Raw genomic sequence first — 19,109 nt, 5'->3', positions numbered from 1 at the left:
TACAGATGTGGAGAACCAAAATGCGCGAAGTTGCCATAACCCGCACCGAGTGGCTGCAAGTCTGCAAGCGATCAGATCTTGTCGCCAATTCCGGAGTGTGCGCTCTTGTGGGTAGTCGTCAGATTGCCCTGTTTTTTTTGCCCGAGCAGGAACCCCAGTTGTACGCCATCGATAACTGGGATCCTATCGCCAAAGCCGGTGTCATTGGCCGCGGTTTGATTGCGGAAATTGACGGCGCAATGACCGTGGCATCGCCACTGTACAAGCAGCACTACCGACTGACAGACGGACAGTGTCTGGAAGAGGCTGAAATCACACTGGCCACCTTCCCGATCGCGTTTGACGGCGACGATGTGCTGATCCAGGTCGATTAATTCAAGCGACAATACAAGTAGCAATTACAAGCAGTCGAAGATGGCATTAACAGAACTGTTCAGCGCCCGCCGTTCCTGTACCACCTGCCCCTATTGTGGTGTAGGTTGCGGGGTGGCGGCGACGAGAGAGTCGAGCCCAGGTAATGGCGAAGATGTGATTCGCATTCAGGGCGACGAGCAGCACCCTGCCAACAAGGGCAAGCTGTGTGTTAAGGGTTCATCTCTCGCGGATACTCTGGGTAACCACGGACGTCTGTTGAAGCCACAGTTGCACGGTAAAGAATGCGACTGGGAAACGGCAATGGCGTTTGCCACTTCCAAACTGCGCGAAACCATCGACGAACATGGCCCGGACTCGGTCGCCTTTTACCTGTCCGGTCAGCTGCTGACTGAAGACTATTACGTTGCCAACAAGCTGATGAAGGGATTTATCGGCACGGCGAACGTGGATACTAACTCCCGTCTGTGTATGTCGTCCGCAGTCGCCGCTTACAAACGCGCGCTGGGTGCGGATGCGGTACCGTGCAATTACGAGGACCTGGACGAGGCCGAGCTGGTGGTGCTGATCGGCTCCAACGCGGCATGGACGCACCCGATTCTGTTCCAGCGGATGCAGGCGGCCAATGCCAAACTCGTAGTGGTTGACCCCCGCGGCAGTGCCACCAGTGAAATGGCGGATATGCATCTGGCGATTACGCCGGGCAGTGACGCGGCGCTGTTTAACGGCCTGTTGCGCTATCTGTCCGAATATGGGCTCACCGAATTCGGCGGATTGGATCAGGCGTTTATCCACAACCACACGGACAATTTTACCGATACGCTCTACGCAGCCGCGGAGTGGACGCCAGAGAAGGTGGCAGAGTACTGCCGTGTGGAACTGGCGCAGTTACTTGAATTTTACGATCTGTTTCGCACCACAGAAAAAACCATCAGTTTCTACTCCCAGGGCGTCAACCAGTCCAGCACCGGCACCGACAAGAACAACGCCATCATAAACTGCCACCTGGCAACCGGTCGCATCGGCAAGCCCGGCTGTGGTCCCTTTTCCATTACCGGCCAACCCAATGCCATGGGTGGTCGCGAAGTTGGCGGGCTGGCAAATATGCTCGCCGCACATATGGATTTCACCGATGACAATATCAACCGTGTTGGCCGTTTCTGGGATGCGGCAAAGATGGCGAAAGCTCCGGGGCTCAAGGCGGTGGAGCTGTTCGACGCAGTAGAACGCGGCGAAATCAAAGCCGTGTGGATCATGGCCACCAATCCAGCGGTGAGTATGCCGGACGCGCGCCGTGTGGCCGCCGCCCTGAAAAACTGCCCGACGGTGATCGTCTCCGACTGTGTGGGCGACACGGACACCGCTCGCTGTGCCGACCTGTTACTGCCGGCAACGACCTGGGGCGAAAAAAACGGTACCGTTACCAACTCCGAGCGCCGTATCTCCCGCCAGAAAAGCTTTCTCCCCAAACCCGGCAAAGCCCGCCACGATTGGGAAATCATTTGCGACGTGGCCAGGCGACTCGGCTTTGCTGAGGCCTTCGACTTCCAGTCCGCCGCCGATATTTTCCGCGAACACGCCGCCCTGTCCGGTTTCGAAAACAACCGGGACCAGGCCCGTCGCGCGTTTGATATTTCCGCGCTGGCCAATATCAGTGACCAGGAGTACGACTTCCTGACTCCGGTACAATGGCCGGTCAATGCCGAACACCCCCACGGCGCCGTGCGCCTGTTCAGTGATGGCGACTTCTACACCCCCAACGGGCGCGCGCGCTTTATCCCCGTCCAGCCGCAGTGCCCGAAACAGGAAACCCGCGAAGAATTTCCCCTGTTACTGAACAGCGGCCGCCTGCGCGATCAGTGGCACACCATGACCCGCACCGGCCGCGCGCGTAAACTGCTGGACCACAGCGAGGCCCCGGAGCTGCACCTGCACCCCCGGGACGCCGCCAGGTTTGGTATTGAAGACGCGCAACTGGTGCGCGTTGAAAGTGAAAAAGGCCAGTTCTTCGGTCGCGCCAAAGTCACCTCGAACCAGAAGCCTGGTCAATTGTTCGCCCCCATCCACTGGAGCGACAGCCTCGCCTACAACGCGACCGTCAGTGCCCTGGCCATTCCCGTCACCGACCCCGTTTCCGGCCAGCCAGAGCTGAAACAGGTCGCGGTGAACGTAGAACCTCTTTCCGCCCACAGCTATGCTTGCCTGTTACTGCGCACCAAAGCCGCAGAAGAACTCCACAGCCGATTACAGACCGGCGACGCCCAACTATTCGAAACCATTCTGCACTGGTACCGCGTACCGGTAGAAGGCGGTTACCGCTTCGAACTCGTCCTGAAAAAACAGCCGGACTGGCAATCAATGGCAGACAAGCTGTTCAACCTGAGCGGCAGGCAACTCAATCGCAAGCGACTGCAATTGCCCAGCGGCGAACGCTGGCTGCTGCATAGCGAAGAAATGGAATTACTGGTATTCACCAGCGCCGACTGGCAGACCCTGCCGGATCGTAAAACCCTGGAAAATGCCCTGCAACAACCACTGCCGGACGCCCCAGCCAAACTTCTACATGACGTTCCCCCAGGCGCTCAGATGGTATGCACCTGTTTGCAGGTTTCCCGCAAGGAAATCGAAACTGCCATCGCCGAAGGGGTGGCCTCGGTTGAAGAGTTGGGTGAGCTACTGGGCTGCGGTACCAACTGCGGATCCTGCAAACCGGAAATCTCAGCACTTTTGAATACCAATCTCGCGGTCGCGGTTGGGTAAGTCAACGCTCAAAGTATTCCCCGACAAGTACCTTTCTTAGATGCGAAGGCAAAGTACCCAAGTTAGTACCACGGCCTTCAGTTCGTGACCTGTGACGGTGACGCCACAACCAGCCCTTCGTCAGGGCTTGGCAGAACCCTGCTGAGCCAGCTATCTTGCCAATCAATTACATGAATCAAAGACAAGAACTATGTCCGACGCCTGTGCAGAAAACGGCCTGCGCTCTGTAGAAGCCGCCAAACAGATGCTGATCGACAGCATCAACCCGATTACGGCAACCGAAACCATTCCGCTAAGTCAGGCGTGTGGACGTGTGCTGGCTGCACCGGTATTGGCGGAACTGGACCTGCCTCCCTGCGACAACTCCGCCATGGACGGCTACGCCCTCTGTGGCGAACACAACAGTTACACCATCATCGGCAAGAGCCTTGCGGGCCACCCGTTTTCAGGTACTCTCGAGCCGGGCCAGGCTACCCGTATCACCACCGGTGCCGCCGTACCCACGGGCGCGGATCGGGTGCAGATGCAGGAAAACTGCACACTGGACGGTGACCAGTTGAGCATGAGCCGCCCCGCCATACCCGGTGAAAATATCCGTCGTCGTGGCGAGGACGTACATACAGGCCAGAGCCTCATTCCCCTAGGTGCCAAAATCAAGGTCCCCCATATCGCCCTGCTCGCCGCCGCCGGTGTGGCTCAAGTGACAGTAGTGCGTAAACTGAAAGCCGCGTTGCTCTCCATCGGCGATGAACTGAAGCCCATTGGCACACCGGCAGCCGAACTGGGCGACGGCGATATTTACGATAGCAACCGTATTGCCCTGCAGGCCGCACTGGAACAGCTGGACATGGATATCCTGGATCTGGGCTGCTGGCCGGATCAACCGGATAAAATACGGGATGCGTTTGTGCAGGCCCGCGACCACGCGGATTTTGTCATTACCAGCGGCGGTGTTTCCGTCGGGGAAGCGGACTACACCAAAACCGTTTTACAGGAACTGGGCGAAATCGGCTTCTGGAAACTCGCCATCAAACCCGGCAAACCCTTTGCTTTTGGTCGCCTGCCCAAAGCGCAGGGAGAAACCCTGTTCTTTGGCTTGCCGGGAAACCCGGTATCCGCCATCGTTACCCTGTATCAACTGGTGGTTCCCGCCCTGGAAAAACTGCGCGGCACCGCGGAACTACACAGGCAAGCGCCGTTACAGGTTCGCGCACGACTGTTAAACGACATCCGCAAGAAACCCGGGCGCACAGATTACCAGCGCGGATTTACCTACCGCGATGAAGATGGGATTCAGGTCGTGGAAACCCGCGGAATTCAAGGGAGCCATATTCTCTCCGGATTTGCCGCCGCCAACTGTTTTGTCGTATTACCCCGTGAAGGCGGAGATTGCGAAACCGGAGACTGGGTAACCGTCGAACCATTTACGGCGCCCCTGAAGTAAAAAAATTACCTCGCCCCTTTCGTGGTAGTGATCAGGCGTTAAAGCCCGCTACCACTCCCGGCCGGGTCTCTTGACCGGGCCTGCCATCGTTTTACACAAACGGTATTCTTCTATGGAAGACAGTAACACGCTGACAAATGAGTCTGTTGATACATCGGACGATGCACCAGATGCTCGCGAGCAACGCGGCAACCTCTGGCGGTTAACCATCGCGCAGGCATTGTCTGGTGCGAATTCCATAATCGTCTATGCAACCGGTGCCATTGTCGGCAATATGCTCGCACCCTCGCCGCTGCTGGCAACCCTGCCCATCTCCTTGTTTGTTGTCGGTATGGCGGTGTGTATTCTTCCCGCCGGAGCAATTGCCGGGCGCTATGGTCGCCGCACGGCTTTTCTGGCCGGGACTGGCGCCGGGGTGCTGACCGGTATTCTGTCGATGTTCGCCATGATGGCGGGATGGTTCTGGCTGTTCTGCGCCGCTACCTTTTTGGGCGGTGCCTATGCGGCCGTTGTGCTGTCTTTCCGTTTCGCCGCGGCAGATGCGGTGGCTCCCCAGCGCAAGGCCAAGGCGCTGTCGATGGTAATGGCCGGAGGCGTGGTCTCCGGGGTAATCGGTCCCCAACTGGTGAACTGGACCATGCATATGTGGCCAGAGCCGCTATATGTTGCCACCTTCCTGGCACAGGCGGTCGTGGCCGCCGCTTGTGGGTTTATTCTGCTCGGTGTCCGGCTGCCCGTGCCCACCGCCGCGGAAAAGGCCGGCGGGCGTCCGCTTGCGGTCATTCTTCGGCAACCACAATTTATTGCCGCGGTCACTTGTGGCGCCGTTACCTACACACTCATGAACTTCATCATGACCGCCGCCCCCCTCGCTATGTATTTGCACGGGCACTCTCACGAATCGTCCAACCTCGGCCTGCAATGGCATGTCATCGCCATGTACGCCCCCAGTTTTTTCACCGGGACACTCATAACCCGCTTCGGCGCCGGGCGAATCACGGCACTGGGTCTTCTGCTTACCGGAATCTCCGCGGTTATCGGCCTCTGGGGCGCTGAAGTCATTCACTTCTGGGGCACGTTGATTGTGCTCGGCATCGGCTGGAATTTCGGTTTCCTCGGTGCCTCGGCGCTGGTGATGGAATGCCACAGGCCGGAAGAAAAAACCCGCGTCCAGTCCTTTAATGATTTTATCGTTTTCACCTTGATGGCCGTCGCCTCCTTCGCCTCCGGCGGCATCCTGAGTGCTTACGGATGGAATGCGGTACTCGCCGTTTCATTCACCCCACTGGCACTGGCCGCCATCGCCATGTTCATCACCATGTGCAAAAATAACCCGGAGGCAAACTATGATTCTTGAAGTTGCCATTCTCGATGTAATACCGGGCGAAGCTGAAAAATTCGAACACGCCTTTTCCACGGCCCAGAAAATCATTTCCTCTATGCCCGGCTACATCAGTCATCAACTACAGAAATGCCTGGAAAAAGACAACCGTTACATTCTTCTGGTCAATTGGGAGAAACTGGAAGACCACACCGAAGGCTTTCGAAAATCTCCCGAATATCAGGACTGGAAAGCGCTGCTCCACCACTTCTATGAGCCATTTCCTGAAGTGGAACACTACGTACGAGTCGGACTGTAAAAACTCAAATACGAAGGCGGAGTGCTATAATTCGCGGCCAGCTTAGAACTCAGACGATTGAAGTACCATGAGCCGCAGCCGTTACGAGAAATTCAAACAGGTGCTATGCCAGCGCCAGCACGACATGACCCTGCTCACCGACCAGGTGCACAAAGGCCAGAATATCTCCGCCATGCTGCGCACTGCCGATGCCGTCGGCATCCCCGAAATCCACATGGTGCAGCCCAGCTACGGCCACCTGCTCTATCACAACACCGCCGGCGGCAGCGGCCGCTTCACCGGTAATGCTGTCTACCCGGATATTGAAACCGGCATGGCCGAGCTCAAACGTCGCGGCATGCACCTCTACGCCGCCCACTGGTCCGAGCGCGCCATCGACTTCCGCGCGGCAGATTACACCCGACCTTTCGCGCTGATCATGGGCGCCGAAAAACATGGATTGAGTGACTATGCCGCCGAGCACGCCGACAACCATGTGACTATCCCCATCATCGGTATGGTGGAAAGCTACAACGTCAGCGTCGCCGCCGCGATCATCCTGCAGGAAGCCATGCGCCAGCGGCAGAACGCCGGGCTTTATGACAACAAAACCCTCGACGAGGAAGATCCGGCAATCAAAGACATCCTGTTCCGCTGGATGCACCCGAAGATGGTCAAGTATTGCGAGAAACACGGCTTGCCATTTCCTGAGCTGGATGAGGACGGGGATATCATTCCGCCAAAAGATCCAAGATACCGCCAACCCAGTCTGTAACTCCGGACTGCGATACGAAAGTAAAGCGCCGGGTATGGGCTTTGCTGCCACAAGACTCAATTGTTGGACACGCGTTGCTTTGCCCAACCTACGGGACTACCCTCTCGGCTGCGAATTCAAACCGACTCTGCATGGAGCAAAAGATGCACACAGAAGATATCGAATACACCATCGACGGCGAATCCTTTACCGGTTACCTGGCCTATGACGACAGCATTGAAGGTAAACGTCCCGCCATTCTTCTGGTGCATGAATGGTGGGGATTGAACGACTTTACCCGCGAAGAAGCTGAGCGCCTCGCCGCCGAAGGTTACACTGCCTTTGCCCTCGACATGTACGGCACCGGTGTGGGCGCCGACAACCCCACAGACGCCGCTGCCCTGATGAATAAAACCATCGCAACCGAAGGTGCACCCCTGAAGCGCTTCCAGGCTGCCCTCGACCTGATCAATGCCCACGAAACCGTAGAAGCCGGCCAGGTAGCCGCGCAGGGCTACTGCTTTGGCGGAGCCGTCGCCCTCACCATGGCACGGCTGGGCCTGCCGCTGAAAGGTGTGGTCAGCTTCCACGGTGCGCTGCAGACTGACATCAAATTCAATCCCGGTGACGTCAAGGCACAGATCCAGGTCTACACCGGTGGTGACGACGACATGATTCCCGCGCAGGACGTGGCCAACTTCGTACAGGAAATGCAAAACGGAGGCGTGCGCTTTGATGTAATCAGCTACCCGGGTGCCAAGCACGGTTTCACCAATCCTGCCGCTACCGGCCGGGGTGAAAAATTCGGTATCCCCCTCGCTTATAACGAAGACGCCGCCAACGACGCCTACGAAGGCGCGATTGCGTTCTACAGCAAAATCTTTGGCGGTTTCGGCGAATAAAGCCGTCGCGTCATCCCCCAGTGCTGGCGCCGGTCGTAGCCTTCGGGGCACAATGGCCGCCGCCAACAAGTTCACAGGGGGAAACGTGCAACCGATCATTTCCATTCAGGACGTCGGTAAAACCTACGCTGGTGGTTTTACCGCACTCAAATCCGTCGACCTCGACATCAAGCGCGGCGAAATATTCGCCCTGCTCGGCCCCAATGGCGCCGGTAAAACCACGCTGATCAGTATCATCTGCGGCATCGTCAATCCAACCAGCGGCAACGTCACCGCCGACGGCCACGATATCCAGCGGGAATTCCGCGCTGCACGCAGCAAGATTGGTCTGGTGCCCCAGGAACTGTCCACCGACTCCTTCGAGAGCGTGTGGGCCACGGTGAATTTCAGTCGCGGTCTGTTTGGCAAGGCGCCAGATCCCGCGCACATCGAAAAGGTCCTGCGTCAATTGTCGTTGTGGGAGAAAAAAGACAGCAAAATCATGGCGCTATCCGGTGGTATGAAGCGCCGGGTGATGATTGCCAAAGCCCTGTCCCACGAACCTTCCATCCTGTTTCTCGACGAGCCCACCGCAGGCGTGGACGTAGAACTGCGCCGGGATATGTGGGAAATGGTGCGCGGACTGCGCGAGAGCGGTGTAACCGTGATTCTCACCACCCACTACATCGAAGAAGCCGAGGAAATGGCGGACCGTATCGGTGTGATCAATCGCGGCGAACTGGTGCTGGTGGAAGACAAGCACACACTCATGCGCAAGCTGGGCAAAAAGCAGCTGGCAATTCAACTGCAGAGCCCGGTCCAGGCACTGCCGGAACCCTTAAACGCATTCGCGCTGGAAGTTACAGACGATGGCAACCAGCTGATCTACACCTTCGATACACAGCACGAACACACCGGAATTGCCGACCTGTTACGCGCACTGAACCAGCATGGGATCGAGTTTAAGGACCTGCACTCCAGCGAGAGTTCACTGGAAGAAATTTTCGTCAATCTGGTGCACCAGAACCAGAGCGAACGCCATCAGGCCGGATGAGCCGGAAAGCGAAAAAGGAAATAGACTAATGAACGTTCACGGCATCCGCGCCATTTACAAATTTGAAATGGACCGTACCCGGCGCACCCTTATGCAAAGTATTGCCTGGCCGGTGATTTCCACCTGCCTGTACTTTATTGTGTTCGGTACCGCCATCGGCGGACGACTCGGCGAGATCGAGGGGGTCAGTTACGGAGCCTTTATCATTCCCGGGCTGATCATGCTTTCGCTGTTATCGGAAAGTATTTCCAACGCGTCGTTTGGCATTTTCTTCCCGAAATTTTCCGGCACCATTTACGAGGTACTCTCCGCACCGGTATCCGCATTCGAAGTTGTCGCCGGTTACGTTGGCGCAGCAGCCACCAAGTCTGTGATTATCGGCCTGCTGATCCTGATCACCGCGCGTTTTTTTGTGGACTACGACATCGCCCATCCCATCTGGATGATCGGCTTCCTCATTTTGACGGCGGTTACCTTCAGCATGTTCGGCTTTATCATCGGCGTATGGGCGGATGACTTCCAGAAACTGCAGATCATCCCGCTGATGGTGATCACCCCGCTGACTTTTCTCGGCGGTGCCTTCTACTCCATCAATATGCTGCCGGAATTCTGGCAGAAGGTGACCCTGTTCAACCCGGTTGTGTACTTGATCAGTGGCTTCCGCTGGGCATTTTACGGAGTTGCCGATGTGAATGTGGGTATCAGCCTGACAATGACATTGCTATTTTTGTTCGCATGTATGGGAGCGGTTTGGTGGATTTTCCGTACTGGTTACAAGATTCGCAACTGAACCACTCACCAGTACCGCCAATAAAAAAGCCCGCAGGAATCATTCCTGCGGGCTTTTTTATTGCAATCTGATTTTACTCAGGAGGGCTGATAGGCGCGGATGAAAACCCGCACCACTTCCGCCACATGCGCGGCAATTTCCTGAGTAGAAGGCGGCTCGCTGCAACCCAGCATGATCTGGATATGTGTGCAGCCGCCCTGCAACATGCCAAAGAACAGTTCAGACGCACGATGGGGGTCATGAACCTGAAGCTGCCCCAGATCCCGAGCACGGCTGAGAAAGCGGATCATTTCACCGCGGGTGCGCATAGGGCCGGCCTCGAAAAAAAGGTTGGCCATGGTCTGGTCCTGCGAGCCAACAGCACTGATCAGGCGCATCAGCTTCAGTGTGTCCTCGTGATACAGCATCTGCAGAAACGCCTCACCGATCTTCTGCAGCATCTCTGCCGCGGCCGCTCCCGGCTCGAGGTTGAACATCACCACCGGCATCACATTTGCGCACTTGGCCTCAATGGCGGAAGTAAACAGCGTCTCCTTGTCGGAAAAGTGGTTGTAGACCGTCAGCTTGGAGACACCCGCTTCCGAGGCCACCGCATCCATACTGGTGCCGGTAAACCCGTGAGCCAGGAACAGATTCTTGGCGGCATCCAGAATCGCCTGTCGCTTGGCGGGGTCTTTCGGACGACCTCGGCCGGCATTGACTGCGGGAGAGGAAGTTACAGGAGAAGAAATCGGTTCGCTCATAGGTCGTCATCATCACTCTATCGTGTCTCTCACCCCTACCCTGCCGGCCTAATAACCGGACTGAAAACAAGAGTTGAAACACGCGCTCGCGGCCACCCAATTAATGGACTCACGAGTTTAATATATTTACTATACTCATCAGTATAGCAATAGGCGCCGGGCAGGCAGAGGTACAACTGTACCAGTTTACGCTCGCTTACCCACCCAGAAACCTGATTTACACATTGTGCACCACAAGGAATGAGGCATTTATGTACCGCTTCCCACCCCCTCATATTGCTCACCCCAAGCGGTTCCTGCGGCTTGCAGGCCTGATCGCGGCCCTGGTCCTGAGCGCCTGCACGCCGCCGGATACCAGCGCGATCAAACCGCCCCGCCCCGCTATTGTGGTGCACCCGGTGGTCGCCGGCGAGCAACTGGCAGTCTACCCCGGCGAAGTGCGTGCCCGGCATGAACCCACACTGGCATTCCGGGTCGGCGGCGCAGTAACCCGGCGGCTGGTGGAAGCGGGAGACCGGGTAAAGCGGGGGCAGTCCCTGGCCGAGCTGGATTCAGAGGACCTGCTGCTGCAGCGGGACGCGGCGCACGCGCAGCTACAGGCGGCGGAAACGGAAAAGCGCAATGCGGCCAATGAACTGACCCGCTACCGGGAACTGCTGGCCCGCAAGTTGATCGGCGAATCCCAGTTTGATGTAGTTCATACCCGGCATGAAACCAGTATCGCGCAGCTTGAGCGCGCCCGCGCCCAGTGGAAGGTAGCGAGCAATCAGGCAGATTACACGGTACTCAAAGCGCCCCGCGACGGCGTGATCGCTCGCCGTATGATCGACGCCGGTCAGGTAGTCAGTGCCGGACAGGCGGCGTTCGTACTCGCCGCTGACGGTGAGCGGGAAGTACGCATCGATATTCCAGAGCAGCAAGTCGACCAGTTCGCGGTGGGGCAGCCGGTCAATATTGAACTCTGGTCGAATCCCGGTACCCCGTTTGCCGGGCAGGTGCGGGAAATCTCTCCCGCTGCAGAAGCGGGTCTGCGCACCTTTGAGGCGCGGGTGGCGTTCGACAACAATGCGGCCAATGCACAACCGGGACAGAGTGCGCGGGTGTTTGCACGTACCGGATTCGCAGAAAAATCCGCGGCAGGCCACCCATCCATACAATTGCCTATGGCCGCCATTACCGCTGACGAAAACCAGGCCCATGTATGGAAGCTGGACCCGGAAAAATTCACCCTGCACAAAGCCAGCGTGCGAGTTATCCGCTTTGGCGAGGACACCGCGGAAGTTATCGCAGACCTGACGCCGCAGGACTGGATCGTCGCCGCCGGAACCCAACTGGTAAGCGAAGGGCAACAGGTGCGCCCAGTGGACCGTCGCAACCGCCCGATTGAGCTGGAAAACTCCGTGGCCAAGAGCTTCTGACAAGCTCCGCTTGTCTGCGAAAACTCCAAAAATTAACAGTACCACCGCATACCGTCGGGATACATCACTATGCGATTCAATCTTTCCGAGTGGGCACTGAAAAACCGTCCGCTGGTGCTCTACGCCATGCTCATACTGAGCCTGATGGGCGCATTGTCGTACACCCAATTGGGGCAGAGCGAGGACCCACCGTTTACCTTCAAGGTGATGGTGGTGAATACCCAGTGGCCTGGGGCCAGCGCCGAGGAGGTCTCCCGCCAGATTACCGAGCGCATCGAAAAGAAACTGATGGAGACGGGCGACTACGAGCGCATCACCTCATTCTCGCGTCCCGGTCAGTCACAAGTAATGTTTGTGGCACGCGACAGTATGCGTTCTGCAGAAATTCCCGACCTCTGGTATCAGGTACGGAAAAAGGTCGGCGATATCCGCCACACCCTGCCACCGGATATCCAGGGGCCATTTTTCAACGATGAGTTTGGCACCACTTTCGGCAATATTTATGCACTCACCGGCGAGGGTTTTGACTATGCGCTGTTGAAGGATTACGCCGACCGCCTGCAGCTGTCACTGCAACGGGTAGACGACGTGGGCAAAGTGGAATTCCTCGGCCTGCAGGACGAACGGATCTGGGTGGAAATATCCAATGCCAAGCTGGCCTCGCTGGGCATCCCCCTCGCCGCCGTGCAGTCCGCGCTGCAGGCGCAGAATCAGATGGCGGAAGCGGGCTTTGTGGAAGCGGTATCAGACCGTGTGCGTATCCGGGTCAGCGGCCAGTTCCAGAGCGAGGAGGAAATCCGCCAGTTCCCGATTTATGCCAACGGACACACCCTTACCCTGGGAGATTTTGCCCGCGTCGAACGTGGCTTCAGCGACCCGCCCCAGCCACGCATGCGCTTTATGGGGGAGGACGCCATCGGCATCGCGGTGTCCATGAAAGCCGGCGGCGATATTCTGCAGTTGGGCGAGCGGCTGGATACGGCAGTCGCTGAGCTGCAGCAGGATCTTCCACTGGGGCTTGAGCTGCGCAAGGTCTCCGACCAGCCGGCCGCGGTGAAAAGCGGCGTGGGCGAATTCGTCAAGGTCCTCGTGGAAGCGCTCATCATTGTGATGCTGGTGAGTTTTTTCTCCCTGGGGTTCCGCACCGGTCTGGTGGTGGCGCTGTCGATTCCACTGGTGCTGGCGATGACCTTCGCACTGATGAACTATTTCAATATCGGCCTGCATAAAATTTCTCTCGGCGCCCTGGTGCTGGCACTCGGCCTGATGGTGGACGACGCCATCATCGCGGTGGAAATGATGGCGATCAAAATGGAGCAGGGCTTCTCCCGCCTGAAAGCGGCAGGCTTTGCCTGGACCAGCACGGCTTTCCCCATGTTGACCGGCACCCTGATTACCGCCGCGGGCTTTCTGCCCATTGCCACCGCCCAATCCGGTACCGGCGAATACACCCGCTCGATTTTCCAGGTGGTCACCCTGTCGCTGCTGGCGTCATGGATAGCCGCGGTGATTTTTGTTCCCTATCTCGGCAACCGCCTATTGCCGGAACACGGCGCACAAACCAGCCACGTCGACCCCTACCAGAAACCGTTTTACCAGCGCTTCCGCCAGGTCCTGCAATGGTGCCTGCGCTACCGCAAAACCGTACTTCTGCTTACAGTCATGGTGTTTGTCGGTGCGCTCATGCTGTTCCGCTTTGTACCGCAGCAGTTCTTCCCCTCTTCCGCACGCCTGGAACTGATGGTGGACCTGAAGCTGAATGAAGGTGCTTCTCTGCGGGCCACGGAAGAGGAAGCCATGCGTCTGGAAAAGTTGCTGTCGCAACATCCGCAGGTGGAAAACTATGTAGCCTATGTGGGCACTGGTTCCCCACGCTTTTACCTGCCACTGGACCAGCAACTGCCGGCAGCGAGTTTCGCGCAATTTGTTGTGCTGACCCGCAATATCGAGGAGCGAGAGGCGGTACGCCAATGGCTGATTGCCACCCTGAGCGAGCAGTTCCCCGCGGTGCGCACGCGTATATCCCGCCTGGAAAACGGGCCGCCGGTAGGCTACCCGGTGCAGTTCCGGGTATCAGGAGAACATATCCCCGAGATACGCCGCATCGCCCGCGAGGTGGCGGACATTGTCCGCGGCAATGACGCTGTGGCCAATGTACACCTGGACTGGGAAGAACCCAGCAAGGTGGTGAACCTGGACGTGGACCAGGCACGTGCGCGGCAAATGGGTGTAAGCAGTGCGGCGCTTTCCCAGGCTCTGCAGGGGTCGCTCTCCGGTGCCGCGGTGGGCCAGTACCGGGAAGACAACGAGCTGATTGCGGTGACCGTGCGCGGCGAGGAACAGGAGCGTCAGGCACTGGCGCAGCTTGGCAACCTCGCGGTGCAGACCGACCGCGGAGACGCCCTGCCACTGAATCAGGTGGCAACACTGGATTACGCATTCGAGGAAGGGGTCATCTGGCACCGCGACCGCTTGCCGACGGTAACCGTGCGCGCGGATATTTACGGTACCCAGCAACCGGCAACCGTAGTAGCCGAAATCTGGCCACAGCTGGAGAGTCTGCGCGCCGAATTGCCTCCGGGCTACCTGCTCGAAATCGGTGGCAGTGTTGAAGAATCTGGGCGCGGACAAAAATCCGTCAACGCCGGTATGCCGCTGTTCCTGCTGGTGGTATTTACGCTGTTGATGCTGCAATTACGCAGTTTTTCCCTCTCCACCATGGTGTTTCTGACTGCTCCACTGGGAATTATCGGCGTCACCCTGTTCCTGTTACTGTTCAATAAGCCGTTCGGCTTCGTAGCCATGCTCGGCACCATTGCCCTGGCCGGGATGATCATGCGCAACTCGGTGATTCTGGTAGATCAGATCGAGCAGGATAAACGGGAGGGGCTCACTCCCTGGGACGCGATTGTGGAGTCTACCGTGCGCCGCTTCCGCCCCATTGTGCTGACCGCTCTCACTGCCGTACTGGCGATGATCCCGCTTTCGCGCAGTGATTTTTTTGGCCCCATGGCGGTGGCCATCATGGGTGGACTGATTGTCGCCACGGCGCTGACACTGCTGTTTTTGCCGGCGCTGTATGCGGCGTGGTTTCGGGTCAAGGAACGGTAAAAATTAGAAAATAAAAAGCCGAGGGGTTTCAGCCTCGGCTTTTTATCGAAAACCTCCAGAGGAAAAACCCTAATCATCCATCTCGTGCATCAATTCAATATCCTCGATTAACTGAAACAGACGATCGGGTCTGTCGGTCATAATGCCGTCCACCCCAATTTCTATCAGCTGACGCATTTCCGCTTCATCGTTCACCGTCCACACATCCACCCGTACTCCACGGTCTTGTGCCTGCCGTACACTGCTGCGATCAACCAGCGTAATACCTTCATAGGTGACGGGAATATGTAACGCCTGATATTTCGGACTCAGCAAGCGAAATGCACGGAGCTTTGCTGCTATCACGAAGTTTCTGACCTCATCCGCACCGGCGCCGGTCGCCACATGCGGACAGTCTTCCCGGAACACCTGTATGCCCCGCTGGTGAAAAGAAGAGACAATAACCTGATTACTCTTCTGGAAGGCTTTCAGTTTGCGGCACAGTGACTGTGCCGCATCCGGGTCCGCTGTTTTCAGCTCGATGACCATGGGGTAGGAAGGGAACGCCTGAAACACGTCATCCACCGTCACTATCCGCTGGGGCTTTTCCCGGAAAGGGTAGGTAGTGCCGTCCTGGCTCCAGTGATAAGCCACATTCAACTGCTTCAGTTCGGCCAGGGTTTTATCCCGAATAGCGCCCTGCCCTTCGGTCGTACGGTCGACGCTGGCATCGTGCATCAGCACCAGTTGATTATCCGCGGTGGCATGTACATCCATCTCGAGTACATCCACTTTCATCGCCGCCATTTGCTGCAAAAATATCAGCGTGTTACCCGGGTAAATCCCCTGTCCGGAATCATCCGCATGGGCAATCACCAGCGGACGACGGAAGCCCTCACTGCGATAACTGGGGAACTGTAATCCGGTATCCACTGCCGGCCGGGCAATAAGCCAGCGCCAGCCAATAAACATCGATACCGCCAAAAAAATAAACAGAATCAGCTTTTTAGTCATTCGACGATCCATTTATTCATTTAACTGGCGAGGCCAATCGGTTCAGCCCGGCAGTAATTTCAGTAGCCGGTCAGGTCTGTTGGTAACGATTCCGTCAATTCCGAGGTCAATATAGTGTTTCATCTGTTCAGGGTCATCGACAGTCCATACCGATAAATGCAATCCTCTCCGTCGCGCTGCCGCGATAAACCGCGGCGAACAGACATCCAGCCCACAATAACGAGTCGGCAACTGCATGGTCTGATAATCGCAGGGTAGGAATTTCGCGATACCCGCCCACTGCCCCAAATAAAGCATCAATGCCTCGGGCATGGTGGCTCCGGTCTTCACAGACGGGCTCAGGCGGCGAAACTCGCGGATGACCCGGTGATGAAAGGACGACACGATCACCCGGTCATCGCGGCCCGCTTTGCGGATGGCACGGCTCATCGCCCGGGCAGCTTCGGCGTCATTGTTTTTCAGTTCAATGATCAGTGGCGCTTCAGGAATTGCCGCGAAAACTTCGTCAATGGTGGCGATGGGTAATGGCCGGTCGCGATAGGGGTAATTTTCACCATCCCGGCTCCAGTGATATGCAGCATTAAGCTCGCGCAATTGCGACAGGGTATGTACACGCACCGGGCCGCAGCCGTTGGTGGTGCGCTCCAGGGTGGGATCGTGCATCAGGATCAGGTGACCATCTGCGGTGAGATTCAGATCCAGTTCCAGTGCATCGACGCCCAGTTCTAGCATTTTGCGCAGGTAAAACAGCGTATTGCCCGGGTAAAGTCCGCAACCGGATTCATCGCCATGGGCAATCACCAAAGGGCGCCCGGTTGCCGGACGCCAGACGCGTTTGTTCAGAGAAAAGCCCTCACTCCGCTTAGCGCAGAATCCTTTCCAGTCGCTCCAGGTCGTTCACGACTCGCCAGCTGCCGCCGTTCAACTCTACCTTCTCCTGCCATTGTTGCAGGCGCCCAAGATACTCGTTGGGGTCCACATTGTCCGAGCGCAACTTGGTTACGTTGAGGGCAACCAGATCGAACCCTTCCAGAGTGAGAGGGACATCCCGGTTATAGCCATCTTTTATTTCTTCCTTCAGGTCGGAAAAAATCAGGATGGTCTTGCGGCCCGGCTCCTTTTCATTGAGAAATTCCACCGCCTGCAACAGGCCTCCAGTGATATCGGTATAGGCCGCGGGCTGGGCACCGGCGACAAAGCTGTCGATCGCCTGCTGGAATGCCTGTTTTTGCTTATTCGTCACACTGGGGCGATCGTCGAAGGTGACCTTGGCGTGAATGTTTTTCTCACTGAAGCTGCCGGTATTGATACTGGCCACCGCGAAGGAATCCCCCGGGTTGAGTTTGGTCAGCGTGTAATTGATAACCTGCTGCGCTTTACCCAGCTCCTCGGTATAGGTACCGGAAGTATCAATCAGCATATACACCCCCTGGTTGCGCGCCACCGGCTCGCCACAGGAAGCGAGTAGAGAAGTCAGCAACAGGAGGCACCATATAGACCGGGGATTTTTCATGATGCCTGCTCCAGCTCTGAGGTGGATTTCGCAGTTTCCGCTTTCTGTGCCGCCTGCTCGCGCCAACGCAGAAAGCGCGCCTCCAGCCACAGCGGGAAGAAAATTACGATATCGTAAATCCGCACCAGCATGGCCCCGGTGCGCCAGATAGCCGTGCCGGCAAGACGCAACACCACCGACAACAGACGCAGAAAAAACGCCGCCAGGATGCCGATGACCGTACGCGAGGAAGCGATAAAGTTTTCCAGCGGAATGGCAACAAAGGTGAGCGCGAAGGGCAGAATAAACCCCATCCCCATCTGTGCAGCGGTGGTAATCCAGTAGACACCGCCAGTCGTGACGGCCATCTCCGCGCCGCGTAGTTGCGCGCTTACTGCCAGATCTTCCTGCATCAACACCTCGCGCATAAAGGCGAGTCCGGCCTCTACCGCAGCGAGGAACAACAACAGGATAAATGCGGCCCACATCATGCGCGTGCGCAGCTTGTCGTGGAGTGCGCTGATCACCGGAAACAGGCGCGTGATGCGCAGGCACTCCATCACGAACAGCCCCATGGTGATCTCGACCAGGATAATCACCAGCGCGGAAATATCCGCCACCTTGAAATTACCGATGTAACTTGTGCCCCCCACCATTTCGGTCATGGGTCGCGCGATCAGGTGGAAGTTGATCAGCGCCCCACCCACAGCAATCGCCAGCACAAATGCGGAGATAAAGAACTGGCTCAGGGAGGAGGAGGACAGCATCCGCTGGGCGCGGTCACTGCTCTGCAGAATTTCCTCGTAGCGTTCCATATGTCCGTCCACGACCCTGGCCCGCTGCTGTACGGAAGTGACGGTTTTATTGACCTTGCCGAGACTGTTCAGGATGGAGCGCCAGGCGGGCATCATACGCTTGAGTAACTGGTGGCGCTCGCGCGCGGACTCCCGATAGGCTTCAAGAGCCTTGGCTTCGGCCTTGCGCATGGAACCGTGAATGGTCTCCAGCACATCACCCACTACCGGATCGTGCTTGGCCGGGATTTCCGCCACCGCTTTGATGGCCTTGGACCAGTTGCTGGGCTCCGGGGGCACTTCAGCGCTGCGCACATAGTCTTCATCGATCGCGGTGAGCTGCTCGCACAAGCGACGATGTAGGGCTGGATACTGCGCGAGCTCCTTTTTCATCGCGTTCTCGATACGGTCAAACTCGCGCTCTATATGCCGTTCGGCAGCCTCGCGCCCCGCGGCCAACAGCACCTCGCGATTGCGCAGCTGCAGGCGCCCTTCCGCTGCGGCTACCGCATTGGCCCCCAGGCGCAGGGAATAGTGAAAGAAGCGCGCCAGGGCGTAGATCCCCTGATGCACCGGCTTGCGCGCCAGAAACAACGCGATCAGCCCAAGGATAAACCACAGCCACGGTGGCAAACTCTGGAAAATTTCGGTCATGGTACAGCTCCCTCCCCTGCTGGAATCCAGCAATCGTTGCTCTACAGACCTGACATCAGTCTTGTAATGACACAGGTGGCGGCTAATGCCACCCGAATAAATGAAATAACTCCCGTATGCTATCAAAGACACCGGTTCGAGTTCTTTTATGGGATCACACTTCCGGCGTGAAATTCCCTCCTGCCGCAAATACCTGTAGCAGCCGCTGGCATTCACTCATCACTGGCCGC

At 57.3% G+C, this 19,109-nt stretch carries 16 protein-coding genes; 11 read left to right on the top strand and 5 right to left on the bottom strand.

The genetic code is table 11. From position 1 onward, the window contains the following. Positions 1–20: 20 nt before the first annotated feature. The 9 genes from nirD (at position 21) to PVT68_RS15905 (ending at position 9,674) form a co-directional block, all read left to right on the top strand. Positions 21–374 carry a nitrite reductase small subunit NirD gene (gene nirD, locus PVT68_RS15945; RefSeq protein ID WP_280319748.1) on the top strand — a complete coding sequence of 118 codons (354 nt, stop codon included), beginning with the start codon at positions 21–23 and terminating at the stop codon, positions 372–374. A 40-nt stretch (positions 375–414) separates the two neighbouring features. After that, on the top strand, positions 415–3,132 hold the full coding sequence (locus PVT68_RS15940) for a nitrate reductase (RefSeq protein ID WP_280319747.1): 2,718 nt from the start codon (positions 415–417) through the stop codon (positions 3,130–3,132). A gap of 190 nt (positions 3,133–3,322) precedes the next feature. Next, positions 3,323–4,576 (top strand): molybdopterin molybdotransferase MoeA, encoded by a 1,254-nt coding sequence (gene moeA / locus PVT68_RS15935; protein ID WP_280319745.1) that lies wholly within the window; start codon positions 3,323–3,325, stop codon positions 4,574–4,576. Between the two features lie 112 nt (positions 4,577–4,688). Beyond that, entirely contained in the window at positions 4,689–5,933 is a 1,245-nt protein-coding gene (locus PVT68_RS15930) for an MFS transporter (protein ID WP_280319743.1), read from the top strand. Further along, positions 5,923–6,216 (top strand): antibiotic biosynthesis monooxygenase family protein, encoded by a 294-nt coding sequence (locus PVT68_RS15925; protein ID WP_280319741.1) that lies wholly within the window; start codon positions 5,923–5,925, stop codon positions 6,214–6,216. Before PVT68_RS15930 ends, PVT68_RS15925 begins: the two co-directional genes overlap by 11 nt. A gap of 67 nt (positions 6,217–6,283) precedes the next feature. Further along, positions 6,284–6,970 carry a tRNA (guanosine(18)-2'-O)-methyltransferase TrmH gene (trmH, locus tag PVT68_RS15920; protein ID WP_280319739.1) on the top strand — a complete coding sequence of 229 codons (687 nt, stop codon included), beginning with the start codon at positions 6,284–6,286 and terminating at the stop codon, positions 6,968–6,970. A gap of 143 nt (positions 6,971–7,113) precedes the next feature. Then, positions 7,114–7,851: a dienelactone hydrolase family protein gene (locus PVT68_RS15915; RefSeq protein ID WP_280319738.1), complete on the top strand. Its 738-nt coding sequence runs from the start codon at positions 7,114–7,116 to the stop codon at positions 7,849–7,851. An 85-nt stretch (positions 7,852–7,936) separates the two neighbouring features. Then, positions 7,937–8,884, top strand: coding sequence for an ABC transporter ATP-binding protein (locus tag PVT68_RS15910; protein ID WP_280319736.1), 948 nt, complete (start codon positions 7,937–7,939; stop codon positions 8,882–8,884). Between the two features lie 28 nt (positions 8,885–8,912). Continuing rightward, positions 8,913–9,674 carry an ABC transporter permease gene (locus PVT68_RS15905; RefSeq protein ID WP_280319734.1) on the top strand — a complete coding sequence of 254 codons (762 nt, stop codon included), beginning with the start codon at positions 8,913–8,915 and terminating at the stop codon, positions 9,672–9,674. Positions 9,675–9,751: 77 nt separating this feature from the next. Here PVT68_RS15905 and PVT68_RS15900 read toward each other — a convergent pair whose 3' ends face one another. Beyond that, complete coding sequence (locus PVT68_RS15900; RefSeq protein WP_280319732.1) at positions 9,752–10,417, bottom strand: TetR/AcrR family transcriptional regulator; 666 nt, start codon at positions 10,415–10,417, stop codon at positions 9,752–9,754. A gap of 251 nt (positions 10,418–10,668) precedes the next feature. On the opposite strand from PVT68_RS15900, the gene PVT68_RS15895 reads away from it, so the two are divergent. After that, complete coding sequence (locus PVT68_RS15895; protein ID WP_280319729.1) at positions 10,669–11,835, top strand: efflux RND transporter periplasmic adaptor subunit; 1,167 nt, start codon at positions 10,669–10,671, stop codon at positions 11,833–11,835. Between the two features lie 69 nt (positions 11,836–11,904). Continuing rightward, complete coding sequence (locus tag PVT68_RS15890) at positions 11,905–14,946, top strand: efflux RND transporter permease subunit (RefSeq protein ID WP_280319728.1); 3,042 nt, start codon at positions 11,905–11,907, stop codon at positions 14,944–14,946. Positions 14,947–15,015: 69 nt separating this feature from the next. Here PVT68_RS15890 and PVT68_RS15885 read toward each other — a convergent pair whose 3' ends face one another. The 4 genes from PVT68_RS15885 to PVT68_RS15870 all read right to left on the bottom strand — a co-directional run bounded on the left by PVT68_RS15885 (position 15,016) and on the right by PVT68_RS15870 (position 18,879). After that, positions 15,016–15,939, bottom strand: coding sequence for a glycerophosphodiester phosphodiesterase (locus PVT68_RS15885; protein ID WP_280319726.1), 924 nt, complete (start codon positions 15,937–15,939; stop codon positions 15,016–15,018). Positions 15,940–15,981: 42 nt separating this feature from the next. Next, complete coding sequence (locus tag PVT68_RS15880; protein WP_280319723.1) at positions 15,982–16,740, bottom strand: glycerophosphodiester phosphodiesterase; 759 nt, start codon at positions 16,738–16,740, stop codon at positions 15,982–15,984. 61 nt (positions 16,741–16,801) lie between these two features. Continuing rightward, complete coding sequence (locus tag PVT68_RS15875; protein WP_280319720.1) at positions 16,802–17,452, bottom strand: VWA domain-containing protein; 651 nt, start codon at positions 17,450–17,452, stop codon at positions 16,802–16,804. After that, positions 17,449–18,879 (bottom strand): hypothetical protein, encoded by a 1,431-nt coding sequence (locus tag PVT68_RS15870; protein ID WP_280319718.1) that lies wholly within the window; start codon positions 18,877–18,879, stop codon positions 17,449–17,451. The genes PVT68_RS15875 and PVT68_RS15870 overlap by 4 nt, the downstream gene beginning before the upstream one ends. Between the last annotated feature and the right edge of the window lie 230 nt (positions 18,880–19,109).

The sequence above is a fragment of the Microbulbifer bruguierae genome, from assembly GCF_029869925.1.
In the GTDB taxonomy this organism is placed as follows: Bacteria; Pseudomonadota; Gammaproteobacteria; order Pseudomonadales; family Cellvibrionaceae; genus Microbulbifer; species Microbulbifer bruguierae.
The sequence above is the reverse complement of the archived record's forward strand: the minus strand, read 5'-3'. Positions and strand labels throughout refer to the sequence as shown.

Bases quoted from the DNA above. Each gene is read 5' to 3' on its own strand.
- PVT68_RS15890 (WP_280319728.1), top strand. From the start codon at position 11,905: ATGCGATTCAATCTTTCCGAGTGGGCACTGAAAAACCGTCCGCTGGTG.
- PVT68_RS15875 (WP_280319720.1), bottom strand. From the start codon at position 17,452: ATGAAAAATCCCCGGTCTATATGGTGCCTCCTGTTGCTGACTTCTCTA.
- PVT68_RS15870 (WP_280319718.1), bottom strand. From the start codon at position 18,879: ATGACCGAAATTTTCCAGAGTTTGCCACCGTGGCTGTGGTTTATCCTT.
- trmH (WP_280319739.1), top strand. From the start codon at position 6,284: ATGAGCCGCAGCCGTTACGAGAAATTCAAACAGGTGCTATGCCAGCGC.
- moeA (WP_280319745.1), top strand. From the start codon at position 3,323: ATGTCCGACGCCTGTGCAGAAAACGGCCTGCGCTCTGTAGAAGCCGCC.
- nirD (WP_280319748.1), top strand. From the start codon at position 21: ATGCGCGAAGTTGCCATAACCCGCACCGAGTGGCTGCAAGTCTGCAAG.
- PVT68_RS15940 (WP_280319747.1), top strand. From the start codon at position 415: ATGGCATTAACAGAACTGTTCAGCGCCCGCCGTTCCTGTACCACCTGC.
- PVT68_RS15915 (WP_280319738.1), top strand. From the start codon at position 7,114: ATGCACACAGAAGATATCGAATACACCATCGACGGCGAATCCTTTACC.
- PVT68_RS15905 (WP_280319734.1), top strand. From the start codon at position 8,913: ATGAACGTTCACGGCATCCGCGCCATTTACAAATTTGAAATGGACCGT.
- PVT68_RS15925 (WP_280319741.1), top strand. From the start codon at position 5,923: ATGATTCTTGAAGTTGCCATTCTCGATGTAATACCGGGCGAAGCTGAA.
- PVT68_RS15900 (WP_280319732.1), bottom strand. From the start codon at position 10,417: ATGAGCGAACCGATTTCTTCTCCTGTAACTTCCTCTCCCGCAGTCAAT.
- PVT68_RS15930 (WP_280319743.1), top strand. From the start codon at position 4,689: ATGGAAGACAGTAACACGCTGACAAATGAGTCTGTTGATACATCGGAC.
- PVT68_RS15895 (WP_280319729.1), top strand. From the start codon at position 10,669: ATGTACCGCTTCCCACCCCCTCATATTGCTCACCCCAAGCGGTTCCTG.
- PVT68_RS15885 (WP_280319726.1), bottom strand. From the start codon at position 15,939: ATGACTAAAAAGCTGATTCTGTTTATTTTTTTGGCGGTATCGATGTTT.